We start from the raw sequence: 11457 nt of genomic DNA on the forward strand, positions 1-11457 counted from the left end.
GACGGAGCAGCCGTGGCTGTCACGACCACCACCCCACCGACCCCCGCGGGCACCGGCCCGCGGGGCGACGAGGCGGCCGCCGCCGTGCGTGCCGCGCCCACCGGCCGCCTCGCGGGCCGCGTCTTCGCGGGCCTGTCGACCGGTGCGGGCGTCCTCATCCTCGTCACGCTCGCGGCCGTCACGGTCTTCCTGGTCGCACGGGCGTGGCCGGCGCTCACGGCGTCGAGCGAGGAGCTCGAGGCGATCTCCTGGTTCGAGGGCGGGTCGGTCGCGCAGTACGTGGGGCCGCTCATCTTCGGCACCCTGCTCGCCTCCGTGCTCGCGCTGGCGATGGCCGTTCCGGTGTCCATCGGCATCGCGCTGTTCATCTCGCACTACGCCCCGCGGCGCCTCGCGCAGGGCCTGGGCTACCTCGTCGACCTGCTCGCGGCGATCCCGTCGGTCGTGTACGGCCTGTGGGGCGCGCTGTGGCTGATCGGCCGGCTGGACCCGCTGTTCGCGTGGCTGTCGTCGACCCTCGGGTTCATCCCGCTGTTCGCCGACTACCAGGCGCCGGCGAAGAACATCCTGTCGGCGTCCGTGGTGCTGGCGGTCATGATCCTGCCGATCATCACCGCCGTGTCGCGCGAGGTCTTCCTGCAGACCCCGCGGCTGCACGAGGAGGCGTCCCTGGCGCTGGGCGCGACCCGGTGGGAGATGGTGCGCCAGGCCGTCCTGCCGTTCGGGCGGTCGGGCGTCATCAGCGCGTCGATGCTCGGCCTGGGCCGCGCGCTGGGCGAGACGATGGCCGTGCTCATGGTCATCTCGCCCGGGTTCCTCTACTCCTTCCACCTGCTGCAGCCGGGGCAGAACCAGACCATCGCGGCCAACATCGCCTCGAAGTTCCCCGAGGCCAGCGGGCTGAGCGTCAGCGTCCTCATCGCGACGGGCCTCGCGCTGTTCGTCATCACGTTCGCCGTCAACTTCGCCGCGCGCTGGATCATCGCGCGGCGCGCCGAGTTCTCGGGAGCCAACTGATGACCACCGCGACCCCTGAGACCACCACGCACTCCGGGCTCCTGACGGGCGACGCCTACGGCCGCCTGCCGTCGTGGAGCACGTGGGCGTTCGCCGGCGGGGCGCTCGGCGTCGCCCTGCTCGTGCTGCTCGCCGCCGGCGCGGCGTCCCCGACCGGGGTCGTCGTCCTGGGTGCCGTGCTGTTCGTGCTCGCGTCGAGCATCACCTCGCGGGTCGTCGAGGGCCCGCGGCGGGCGGCCGACCGCCTCGCGACGACGCTCGTCACGGGCGCGTTCCTGCTCGCGCTGGTGCCGCTGTTCTCGCTCGTGCTGCTCGTCGTCACCCGCGGGTCGGCGGCGTTCGGCTGGGAGTTCCTGACGACCGACATGGTCGGGATCTTCGGCGACATGACGCAGGGCGGGATCTGGCACGCGGTCGTCGGGACGCTGCTCGTCACGCTGGCGGCCGCCGTCATCTCGGTGCCGATCGGCCTGCTCACCGCCATCTACCTCGTGGAGTACGGGCGCGGGCCCCTGGCGCGGGGCATCACGTTCCTCGTCGACGTCATGACCGGCATCCCGTCGATCGTCGCCGGGCTCTTCGCGTTCGCGCTGTTCACGCTGGTCATGGGACCGGCGTACCGCGCGGGCATCATGGGCGCCGTCGCGCTGTCCCTGCTCATGACGCCCGTGGTCATCCGCTCGGTCGAGGAGATGCTGCGGCTCGTGCCCAACGAGCTGCGGGAGGCGGCGTACGCGCTGGGCGTCCCCAAGTGGCTGACGATCCTCAAGGTCGTGCTGCGGACGGCCGCCGCCGGCATCGTCACCGGCGTCATGCTCGCGGTCGCCCGCGTCATCGGCGAGACCGCGCCCCTGCTGCTCACGGTCGGCCTGATCACCCAGGTCAACACGGACCTCTTCGAGGGCCGCATGGCCACCCTGCCCGTGTTCGCCTACCGCCAGTACGAGCAGGGCGGCACCGGCATCGACCGGGCGTGGGCCGCCGCGCTCACCCTCATCCTGCTCGTCATGCTCCTCAACCTCGTGGCCCGGCTCGTCAGCCGCTGGTTCGCCCCGAGGGGCGCCCGCTGACCGCGGGGCCGTACCGAACCCCCAGGAAGGACCTCATGTCCAAGCGGATCGACGTCAAGGACCTCGACGTGCTCTACGGCGACTTCCTCGCCGTGCAGGGCGTCACGATGACCATCGAGGCGCGTCAGGCCACGGCGCTCATCGGCCCGTCGGGCTGCGGCAAGTCGACGTTCCTGCGCACCCTCAACCGCATGCACGAGGTCATCCCCGGAGCCCGCGTCGAGGGCAAGGCGCTCATGGACGGCCAGGACCTGTACGGCCCGGACGTGGACCCGGTGACGGTGCGCCGGCAGATCGGCATGGTGTTCCAGCGCCCCAACCCGTTCCCGACCATGTCCATCGCGGACAACGTGCTCGCGGGCGTGCGGCTGAACAACCGCCGCATGTCGAAGGGCGACCAGCAGGACCTCGTGGAGAGCTCGCTGCGCGGGGCGAACCTCTGGAACGAGGTCAAGGACCGGCTCGCGCGCCCGGGGTCCAGCCTGTCCGGCGGGCAGCAGCAGCGCCTGTGCATCGCGCGCGCCATCGCGGTGCGCCCGCAGGTGCTGCTCATGGACGAGCCGTGCTCGGCGCTCGACCCGATCTCGACCCTCGCCATCGAGGACCTCATCGCGGAGCTGAAGTCCGACTACACGATCGTCATCGTCACGCACAACATGCAGCAGGCCGCGCGCGTGTCCGACCGGACGGCGTTCTTCAACATCGCCGGCACCGGCAAGCCCGGCCGGCTGATCGAGATGGACGACACCGCGACCATGTTCTCGTCACCGCGTGAGCAGGCCACCGAGGACTACATCTCGGGGCGCTTCGGCTGAGCGGTGCGCGGGCGCAGCGGCCGCCGTGCCGGCGACGGCCGCCCGGCCGGGTCAGTCCTCGATGGGCCCGATCTCCTCGGGCTGCGGCTCGGACGCGTCCTGCGTGCTCTCCGGCGTCGGCGTGGCGCCGGGCAGCAGGGCCGCGTACTCGGGGAGCGTGCCGTCGAGTACCGGGATCTGCAGGTCGACGGTCCCGTTGGCGCCGGTCGCGATCGTCAGCGTCGTCATGCCGCCGGGGCGCGCCGCGACCGCGGCGATCGGCACGTCCGTGGTCGTGTACCCGGCCGGGGCGCTGTCCGCGCCGATCAGGACGCTGCCCAGGGCGGGGACGTCCACCGTCACCGGCTCGGAGTCGCCGACGGTGAGGGTGACCTCCTCGTCCTGCTTCGAGCGGTTGGACAGGGCACCGGTCAGCACGCCGGGGGCGTCGAGCGACTCGGTGACGACGAGCATGTTGAGGACGCGCACGTCGCCCAGGGTCGTGCCGGCACCGTCCGAGGCCTCGTACTCGCCCATCGTCGTGATCGGGTTGGTGGCCGAGCAGCCGGTCAGCGCGAGGGCTGCGGCGACGGCGAGGCCGGCGGTGCGGGGGCGGAGGCGGGTCACGAGGGCTCCTGCTCGGGTCTCGCGTGCGGAGGCGACGCGGGCGGGTGGGCGCGGCTCCTGCCTGCACGCGCGGGCGACGCCGTCGGTGGACGGCACGGCGTTGCAGGGGAGCCTGCAGGTCAGCCTACCGTCGGGCCGCGCCGACCGGCGAGGAGGTGCGGTCCACGCGCTGGTCACCGGCCGCTGACCAGCGCGGACGCGGGCGCGGGGGCGGAATCTACAGGAAGCGGGCGTGATACCATACACGTCTGCGAAAGGGGACACCGACAGATGACTTTCACTGTTGGGGAGACCGTCGTCTACCCGCACCACGGTGCAGCCAAGATCGAAGAGATCAAGAGCCGGACCATCCGTGGCGAGGAGAAGATCTACCTCAAGCTCAAGGTCGCTCACGGCGACCTGACCATCGAGGTTCCGGCGGAGAACGTCGATCTCGTGGGTGTCCGCGACGTCGTCGGTCAGGAAGGGCTCGACCGCGTGTTCGAGGTGCTGCGCGCCCCGTACACCGAGGAGCCCACGAACTGGTCGCGGCGCTACAAGGCCAACCTCGAGAAGCTCCAGTCCGGCGACGTCATCAAGGTGGCGGAGGTCGTGCGTGACCTGTCGCGCCGCGACGCCGACCGTGGGCTGTCCGCCGGCGAGAAGCGGATGCTCGCCAAGGCCCGTCAGATCCTCGTCTCGGAGCTCGCGCTCGCCGAGAAGACCGAGGAGGACAAGGCCGAGGCCATCCTCGACGAGGTCCTCGCCTCCTGATCCGCGTGCACGACGGCCCGGACGCACGTCGTCCGGGCCGTCTGCTGTGTCGGCGTTCGGCCCGTGCCCGCGGACGGGGCACGATGCACCCATGACGATCGCCGCCGTCCTGACCGCCGCCGGCAGCGGCTCCCGCCTGGGGCACGCGCTGCCGAAGGCCGTCGTGCCCGTGGCCGGGGAGCCCCTGGTCGTGCACGCGGCCCGTGCCCTGCTCGCCGCGCACGCCGCCGACGGCTCGCGCGTGACCCAGCTCGTCGTCACCGCCCCCGAGGCGATGCTCGACGAGGTCGCGGCACTCCTGGGCCCCGTCGTCGACGACGCACCGGAGGACGTCCGGCTCGACGTCGTCGGGGGCGGCCGCACCCGCCAGGAGTCCGTGGCCGCCGGGCTCTCCGAGCTCGAGGACGGCGTCGACGTCGTCCTCGTCCACGACGCGGCCCGCCCCTTCGCGCCGCCGGCCCTCGTGGCCCGGGTCGTCGACGCCGTGCACGCCGGCCACCCCGCGGTGGTGCCGGGTCTGCCCGTGGTCGACACGGTGAAGCGGGTCGGGCACGGCGACGCGGCGGGGCGCCCGGTGGTCGAGACCGTGCCCCGGGCGGACCTCGTGGCCGTGCAGACGCCGCAGGGCTTCGACCGTGACGTCCTGGAGCGGGCGCACGCCGTCGGCTGGGGCCGGGCGGCCCACGAGGCGACGGCGGCGTCCGACGACGCCGGGCTCGTCGAGGCGACCGGCGTCGCGGTGTGGGTGGTGCCCGGCGACGAGCGGGCGGCGAAGGTGACCACGGCCCGCGACCTCCTCGTCGCGCAGGCCCTGACGACGGGAGACCGCGCGTGAACCTGCGTACCGGCATCGGCATCGACGTGCACGCCTACGACCCCGACCCGGCGCCGGACGCCGTGCTGCACCTCGGCGGGCTGGAGTGGCCCGGGGAGCGTCCGCTGGCCGGTCACTCCGACGCGGACGTCGCCGCCCACGCCGCGGCGGACGCGCTGCTGTCCGCGGCGGGACTGGGCGACCTCGGGCTGCAGTTCGGCACGGACGACCCGCGCTGGGCGGGCGCGTCGGGAGCGGCCCTGCTGGCCGAGGCGGCGCGGCGCGTGCGGGCCGCCGGGTTCACGATCGGCAACGTCGCCGTCCAGGTGGTCGGCAACCGGCCCAAGCTCGGGCCGCGGCGCATCGAGGCCCAGGCGGTGCTGTCGATGGCGTGCGGCGCGTCGGTCATGGTCTCCGCGACGACGACCGACGGCCTGGGCCTGACGGGCCGCGGCGAGGGGGTCGCGGCGATCGCGACGGCCCTCATCTCCCTCGACGCCGACTGACCTGCCCCGTCACCCCGTCACGGCTGACGGCTCGTCGCCGCGCGTCGGCTCGCGGTCCACGCGGCCCGGCTCCCGGGGCCGCGTGCTGCCCAGCAGCACCCCGGCGACCACGAGGGCGCCCAGCGCCAGCTCGGCCGGGCGCGTCGGCTCGTCGAGGAGCAGCCAGGACGCGGCGATGCCGACGACGGGCACGAGCATCGAGAACGGCGCGACCACGCTCGACGGGTGCCGGGCCATGAGCCACGTCCACACGCCCGTGCCGACCACCGTGGCGATGAGCACCGTGAAGGCCAGCCCGCCGAGAGCGGCCAGCCCCGTCGGCGTGGTCAGCCCGCGGAAGGACGACGCGATCGCGTCCGGGCCCTCGACGGCCAGCGAGAGCGCCAGCAGCGGCAGGGGCGGGACGACCGACATCCACAGCATGAGCCGGAACGCCGAGTCCGCCTGCGCCTGCCGGTTGCACAGGTTGCCGAACGCCCAGCCCAGCCCGCCGCACAGCGTCAGGACGACGGGCAGCAGGGCCGCACCCCCGTCGAGGCCGGCGCGGTACGCCGCGATCCCACCGAGGCCCACGACGGCGATCGCGACACCGGCGCCCTGACGCGCGGTCAGGCGCTCGTGCAGCAGCAGGCCGGCGAGCACCACCGTGAACGGCGCCGAGGACTGCAGGACCAGCGACGCGAGCCCCGTCGGCATGCCGGTGTCCATCGCCAGGTACAGGAACACGAACTGCAGGACGCCGAACCCGGCGCCGTACCCCAGCAGCCACCGCCAGGCGACGCGCGGGCGCGGCACCAGCAGCACCGTGGGGACCGCGATGACGGCGAAGCGCAGCGCCACCAGGAGGAACGGGGGGAACTGCTGCAGCGACAGGTGGATCGCGGGGAAGTTCAGGCCCCAGGTCAGGGCGACCAGCAGCGCGAGCAGGCGGTGGCGGGGCGGCACGCGCCGAGTCTGGCTCGTCGCCGGCCGTCCCGGCCAGGGCATACCGGCCGTCGGCCGCACGTGTCACGATGTGGGCACCGCGCCACCCGGGCGGGTGAACCTCGCGAGGGCGTCCCGGGCGTCGCGCGGGTTCGGGACCTCCGGCGTCGTGAACCGGACGAATCGCCGGTAACGTCCCTCCGCGTGACCTCGACGGACAGTGAGCGCGCTCCCGCGCCCGCCACCGACGCCCCGCCGCGGGCCGCCGGCCCGCGCGGCCTGCCGCAGCGCGCGGCCACCCAGCCCGTCCGCCAGCGCAACCGGGTGTCCCTCGAGGTGCTCGCCGCGACGTTCGCCGGCCTGCAGCAGATCGACGAGACGACGCGGCCCGCCGCGCCGCTCGCACCGCCGCCGGAGCTGTGGCCGCCGGTCACCGGCAGCCACCCGCACGTCACCGGGTGACGAGCACCAGCTTGCCGCCCGCGTGACCCTCGCGGCTGCGCCGGTGGGCCGCGGCCGCCTCCTCGAGCGGGTACGTCGCCGTGACGTGCACGTCCAGCGACCCGTCGGCCGCGAGGGCGGTCAGCTGGCTGCGTGCCGCCTCCCGCACCGCGCGGCCCGGGTCGGCCCCCGGCCCGTGCCCCAGCGCCAGGACGCCCAGCCCGGCGGCGCGGTCGAGCGCCACGAGCGTCGCGACCCGCGTCCGGTCCGCGACCAGCGCGACCGACGTGTCCAGCGCCTCGGGGGACCCGGCGGCGTCGATGGCGACGGTCACGCGGCCCAGCCGGGCCTCGAGGTGCCGCAGGCGGTCCAGCAGGCCCGGGCCGTAGGTCACCGGCTCCGCACCCATGCTGCGCAGGCAGTCGTGCGACGCCGACGACGCCGTCGCGAGGACCCGCGCCCCGCGCAGCACCGCGAGCTGGACGGCGACGCGCCCGACCCCGCCGGACGCGCCGTGCACGAGCACGACGTCGTCGCTGCCCACGTCCGTCGCGTCCACGGCGTGCACCGCGGCGACGCCCGCCGCGAGGAGGCCCGCGGCCTGGGCCACGTCGAGCCGGTCGGGCCGCCGGACCAGCACACCCTGCGGCACGGTCACCACGTCGGCGTACGCGCCGGCGACCGGCCAGGCGACCACGGCGTCACCGACCGAGTACCACCGCACGCCCGGGCCCACGGCCCGCACGACGCCGGCGACCTCCTGCCCCAGCCGCACGGGCGGGCGCGCCCCGCTGCCGGGCGCGTACGACTTCCAGTCCCACGGGTTCACGCCCGCGGCGTGCACCCGCACCTGCACCTCGCCGGGGCCGGGGTCCGGCGCCGCGACCTCCACCACCCGCAGCACCTCCGGCCCGCCCAGCCCGCCGGCCACGACCGCCCGTCCGGAGTCCGCCATGCGGCCAGCGTGACCGGCACGCCTGTGACTGGCCATCACGACCGGGTCCCTCGTTCGCCTGAACCGGCGCGCGTCAGGGCAGCGGGCCCAGGACCTGGTCGACGTAGTCGTTGCGGAACGTCCCGGTGGGGTCGGCCCGTGCCCGGACCCGGTTCGCGTCGGCGAGACGCGGGTACAGGGCGGCCAGCCGCGTGTGGTCCAGGCCGTGCAGCTTGCCCCAGTGCGGGCGTCCGTCGACCTGGGCGACGATGCGCTCGACGGCGTCGAAGTACCGTCGGTGGGGCATGCGGTGGTACTGGTGGACGGCGACGTAGCCGGTCGCCCGGCCGTGGGCCGTGGACAGCCAGACGTCGTCGGCGGCGGCGAACCGGACCTCGAGGGGGAACGGCACGGGCTCGCGCGTGCCGCGCAGCCAGGTGCCCACCTCCCGCAGGACGTCGGGCACCCGCTCGCGCGGGACGGCGTACTCCATCTCCCGGAAGCGCACGCGCCGCGAGGCGACGAACACGTCGGACGACGCGCCCGTGTAGGTGCGGGCCGACAGCACGCGCGAGGCCACCGCGTTCAGGCGCGGGACGACGGCCGGCCGCGCGGCGGCGAGCCGGCAGGTCAGCTCGAAGAGGCCGTTGGACAGCAGCTCGTCGTCCACCAGGCCTCGCAGTGCGGGCAGCGGCTGGTCGTCGTCGTCGTCGTCGACCCGGTTGTTGCGCTTGGTCAGCACGTTTCCGGTGTGCGGGAACCAGAAGAACTCGAAGTGCTCGTTGTCGTCCACGAGGGCGTCGAGCCCGTCGAGCAGCGCGGGCAGCGGCATCGGCGCCTCGTGCGCCCGCAGCCGGAACGCGGGCACGACCTCGAGCGTCACGGCCGCGAGGACCCCGGCGGTGCCCAGGCCGAGCCGCGCGAGCTCGAACAGCCCCGGGTCGTGCGCGCGCGACGTCTCGACGACGTCACCGGCGGCGGTGACGACGCGGCAGCCGACGACCTGGGTCGCGAGCCCGCCGAGCCGCGCGCCGGTGCCGTGCGTGCCGGTGCTGATGGCCCCGGCGACCGTCTGCCGGTCGATGTCACCCAGGTTGCGCATGGCCAGACCCCGCGCGGCGAGCCCGGCGTTGAGCGCCGTGAGGCGCATGCCGGCACCCACCGTGACGTGCGCGGTGCCGTCCGGACGGGGGACGACACGCTCGAACGACGCGAGGTGGTCCAGGTGGATCTGCACACCGTCGGTCACGGCGGCGCCGGTGAAGGAGTGCCCGGCGCCGACCGCGCGCAGGCGGCGACCGGTGGCGGACGCCGAGGCCACCTCCTGGACGAGCTCGCCCAGGTCACGGGGTTGTGCCACCCTCTGCGGGGCAGCGTGCTGGGTGCGCGCCCAGTTGCGCCACACGCGCGGCGTCGTGGGGCCGTCACCGAGCCCTGCCATCCTCCCAGCATCGGCTGGTCGAACGTCCAGGTCAAGTGCGCAAAATCCTTGACTATCGTCATGACAACCGATGAGATGATGATCGGGGAGAGACGTCGACCGCAGCCGGGGGGGTGTGCGGTACCGGCGTCCGCGAGGAGGAGTCATGAACCGTCTGCCGGTCGCCGAACGTCGTGAGCAGCTGATCGAGGCAGCACTGAACGTCGCGAGCAGGGAAGGGATCGACGGCGCCACCGTGCGCGCGGTCGCAGCCGAGGCCGGCGTCTCGCTGGGCGTCGTCCACTACTGCTTCCGCGACAAGGACGAGCTCCTGCGCTCGATGGCCCACACCATCACCGAGCGCAACCTCGCGCGCGGCATGGCCGAGATGCCGGAGTCCGCCCCGGCGCGCGACCTGATCCTGGGCGTGCTCGAAGGGCTGTGGGCCAACATCCGCGCCACCCGGGGCCCGCAGCTGCTCACCTACGAGCTGACGACCACGTCGCTGCGCCATCCCGAGCTGCGGCAGGTCGGTGTCGACCAGTACGTCGTCAGCTGGGCCGCGGCCGAGCGGTTCCTCGAGGAGGTCGAGCGTGCGGGCGGCGTGACGTGGCGCGTGCCGCGGCACCTCGTGGCCCGCTCGATCATCGCGGCCGTCGACGGGTTCTCGCTCGCGTGGCTCGTGGACGGCGACGAGGACGCGGGCTACCAAGGGCTGCGGCTGTTCGCCGAGCACCTCGCCGGGCTGGCCGTCCCGCTCGACGAGGAGGCCCTGCTGGCGGCCACGGCACACGACCCGCACGAGCCGCGGTCCGACGCCCGGGACGCGCAGGTGCACAGCCTCGTGCCGCCCGTCGCGCCGGCCGGGGTGACCGCCCTGGCATGACGGCCGCGACGACGTCGCCCCGCGCGGGGGCCCGGACGGCCGTGACGCCGGGGCCCGCCGGGGACGTCGCCGCACGCACGCTCGGGCAGCGTCTCGACGCCGCGACCGCCGGCCTGCCGGCGCCGCTCGTCGTCGTCGACCTCGACGCGCTGGACGCCAACGCGACCGACGTCGTCCGGCGCGCCGGAGGCACCCCGGTGCGCGTCGCGAGCAAGTCCGTCCGGGTCCGCCACGTGCTCGAGCGGGTCCTGGCGCAGCCCGGATTCGCGGGGGTCATGGCCTACGCCGCCGCCGAGGCGCTGTGGCTCGCACGCCACGGCGTGCACGACGTGCTGCTCGGTTACCCGACGGTCGATACGGCGGCGCTCGACGCGATCGCCGCCGACCCCGCGGCGGCGGCCGCCGTGACGTTCATGGTGGACGACGCCGCCCAGGCGGACCTGCTCGCGGCCGCCGGCCGGCGGCACGGTCGCCGCCTGCGCGTGTGCCTCGACGTCGACGCCTCGCTGCGGGTGGGACGCGGACCGTTCACGGTCCACCTCGGCGTGCGGCGCTCACCGGTCCGGTCGCCCGACGCCGTCGCGGCCCTCGCGGCGGTCGTCGAGCGGCGAGGGCTCGAGGTGCGCGGCGTCATGTTCTACGAGGCGCAGGTGGCCGGCCTGCCGGACACGTCGCCGGCGGTGCGGCTCGTCAAGGCGGCGTCGGTGCGGGAGCTCGCGCGCCGCCGCGTCGACGTCGTCGACGCCGTGACCGCCGTGCTGGGACGCCGCCCGGAGCTGGTGAACTCCGGCGGCACGGGCTCGCTCGAGGTCAGCGCCGCCGCGTCGGGGGTCACCGAGGTGACGGCCGGCTCGGGCCTGTTCGCCCCGACCCTGTTCGACGGGTACCGCGCGTTCGACGCGCGCCCGGCCGCGTACTTCGGTCTCGACGTGGTGCGCGTGCCCGGCGCCGGGTGGGCGACGGTCTTCGGGGGTGGGTACGTGGCCTCGGGCCCGGCGGCCGCGACGCGGCTGCCGCGACCCGTCTGGCCCGCCGGCCTGCGGCTGGACCCGCGCGAGGGAGCGGGGGAGGTCCAGACGCCGCTGCGCGTCCCGACCCGCGCCGACCTGCGCATCGGGGACCGCGTGTGGTTCCGGCACGCCAAGGCAGGTGAGGTGATGGAGCGGTTCTCCGACGTCCACCTCGTGCGCGGGTCCCGCATCGAGGCGACCGTCCCCACGTACCGTGGTGAGGGTCTGTGCGCCGGCTGACGACGGCCGACGCCCACCGCG

General features: G+C 74.8%; 13 protein-coding genes. 9 read left to right on the forward strand and 4 right to left on the reverse strand.

Translation table 11 applies throughout. The features are described from left to right. Positions 1-12: 12 nt before the first annotated feature. From pstC to pstB, 3 genes are read left to right on the forward strand one after another with little or no spacing between them, the layout of a single operon-like run. Positions 13-1017 carry a phosphate ABC transporter permease subunit PstC gene (gene pstC / locus NP075_RS03340; RefSeq protein WP_372456748.1) on the forward strand — a complete coding sequence of 335 codons (1005 nt, stop codon included), beginning with the start codon at positions 13-15 and terminating at the stop codon, positions 1015-1017. Further along, positions 1017-2087: a phosphate ABC transporter permease PstA gene (gene pstA / locus NP075_RS03345; protein ID WP_227566483.1), complete on the forward strand. Its 1071-nt coding sequence runs from the start codon at positions 1017-1019 to the stop codon at positions 2085-2087. The genes pstC and pstA overlap by 1 nt, the downstream gene beginning before the upstream one ends. Positions 2088-2122: 35 nt before the next feature. Next, positions 2123-2902 (forward strand): phosphate ABC transporter ATP-binding protein PstB, encoded by a 780-nt coding sequence (gene pstB, locus NP075_RS03350; RefSeq protein WP_227566484.1) that lies wholly within the window; start codon positions 2123-2125, stop codon positions 2900-2902. A 51-nt stretch (positions 2903-2953) separates the two neighbouring features. Here the strand turns inward: pstB and NP075_RS03355 are convergent, their stop codons facing one another. After that, entirely contained in the window at positions 2954-3508 is a 555-nt protein-coding gene (locus NP075_RS03355; RefSeq protein WP_227566485.1) for a hypothetical protein, read from the reverse strand. Between the two features lie 270 nt (positions 3509-3778). Here NP075_RS03355 and NP075_RS03360 point away from each other — a divergent pair, with 270 nt between their 5' ends. The 3 genes from NP075_RS03360 to ispF all read left to right on the forward strand — a co-directional run bounded on the left by NP075_RS03360 (position 3779) and on the right by ispF (position 5581). Beyond that, positions 3779-4261 carry a CarD family transcriptional regulator gene (locus NP075_RS03360; protein WP_046530074.1) on the forward strand — a complete coding sequence of 161 codons (483 nt, stop codon included), beginning with the start codon at positions 3779-3781 and terminating at the stop codon, positions 4259-4261. Positions 4262-4352: 91 nt separating this feature from the next. Further along, complete coding sequence (gene ispD / locus NP075_RS03365) at positions 4353-5096, forward strand: 2-C-methyl-D-erythritol 4-phosphate cytidylyltransferase (protein ID WP_227566486.1); 744 nt, start codon at positions 4353-4355, stop codon at positions 5094-5096. Beyond that, the gene (gene ispF / locus NP075_RS03370) at positions 5093-5581 is read left to right on the forward strand and encodes a 2-C-methyl-D-erythritol 2,4-cyclodiphosphate synthase (protein ID WP_227566487.1); all 489 of its coding nucleotides are present in this window, start codon (positions 5093-5095) and stop codon (positions 5579-5581) included. The genes ispD and ispF overlap by 4 nt, the downstream gene beginning before the upstream one ends. A 9-nt stretch (positions 5582-5590) precedes the next feature. On the opposite strand, the gene NP075_RS03375 is transcribed toward ispF, so the two are convergent. After that, entirely contained in the window at positions 5591-6526 is a 936-nt protein-coding gene (locus tag NP075_RS03375; RefSeq protein WP_227566488.1) for an EamA family transporter, read from the reverse strand. Positions 6527-6709: 183 nt separating this feature from the next. On the opposite strand from NP075_RS03375, the gene NP075_RS03380 reads away from it, so the two are divergent. Next, positions 6710-6967 (forward strand): hypothetical protein, encoded by a 258-nt coding sequence (locus tag NP075_RS03380; RefSeq protein WP_227566489.1) that lies wholly within the window; start codon positions 6710-6712, stop codon positions 6965-6967. Here the strand turns inward: NP075_RS03380 and NP075_RS03385 are convergent. Continuing rightward, the gene (locus tag NP075_RS03385; RefSeq protein WP_227566490.1) at positions 6957-7901 is read right to left on the reverse strand and encodes an NADP-dependent oxidoreductase; all 945 of its coding nucleotides are present in this window, start codon (positions 7899-7901) and stop codon (positions 6957-6959) included. The genes NP075_RS03380 and NP075_RS03385 overlap by 11 nt on opposite strands. Before the next feature lie 73 nt (positions 7902-7974). Further along, the gene (locus NP075_RS03390; RefSeq protein WP_227566491.1) at positions 7975-9321 is read right to left on the reverse strand and encodes a D-arabinono-1,4-lactone oxidase; all 1347 of its coding nucleotides are present in this window, start codon (positions 9319-9321) and stop codon (positions 7975-7977) included. A gap of 145 nt (positions 9322-9466) precedes the next feature. Between NP075_RS03390 and NP075_RS03395 the strand changes: the two genes are divergently transcribed. Next, positions 9467-10186, forward strand: coding sequence for a TetR/AcrR family transcriptional regulator (locus tag NP075_RS03395; protein WP_227566492.1), 720 nt, complete (start codon positions 9467-9469; stop codon positions 10184-10186). Further along, on the forward strand, positions 10183-11436 hold the full coding sequence (locus NP075_RS03400) for an alanine racemase (RefSeq protein WP_227566499.1): 1254 nt from the start codon (positions 10183-10185) through the stop codon (positions 11434-11436). The genes NP075_RS03395 and NP075_RS03400 overlap by 4 nt, the downstream gene beginning before the upstream one ends. The last annotated feature ends 21 nt before the right edge of the window (positions 11437-11457 follow it).

The sequence above is a fragment of the Cellulomonas wangsupingiae genome (assembly GCF_024508275.1).
Lineage (GTDB): Bacteria > Actinomycetota > Actinomycetes > Actinomycetales > Cellulomonadaceae > Cellulomonas > Cellulomonas wangsupingiae.

Bases quoted from the DNA above. Each gene is read 5' to 3' on its own strand.
- ispD (WP_227566486.1), top strand. From the start codon at position 4,353: ATGACGATCGCCGCCGTCCTGACCGCCGCCGGCAGCGGCTCCCGCCTG.
- pstA (WP_227566483.1), top strand. From the start codon at position 1,017: ATGACCACCGCGACCCCTGAGACCACCACGCACTCCGGGCTCCTGACG.
- NP075_RS03360 (WP_046530074.1), top strand. From the start codon at position 3,779: ATGACTTTCACTGTTGGGGAGACCGTCGTCTACCCGCACCACGGTGCA.
- NP075_RS03400 (WP_227566499.1), top strand. From the start codon at position 10,183: ATGACGGCCGCGACGACGTCGCCCCGCGCGGGGGCCCGGACGGCCGTG.
- NP075_RS03395 (WP_227566492.1), top strand. From the start codon at position 9,467: ATGAACCGTCTGCCGGTCGCCGAACGTCGTGAGCAGCTGATCGAGGCA.
- pstB (WP_227566484.1), top strand. From the start codon at position 2,123: ATGTCCAAGCGGATCGACGTCAAGGACCTCGACGTGCTCTACGGCGAC.
- NP075_RS03385 (WP_227566490.1), bottom strand. From the start codon at position 7,901: ATGGCGGACTCCGGACGGGCGGTCGTGGCCGGCGGGCTGGGCGGGCCG.
- NP075_RS03390 (WP_227566491.1), bottom strand. From the start codon at position 9,321: ATGGCAGGGCTCGGTGACGGCCCCACGACGCCGCGCGTGTGGCGCAAC.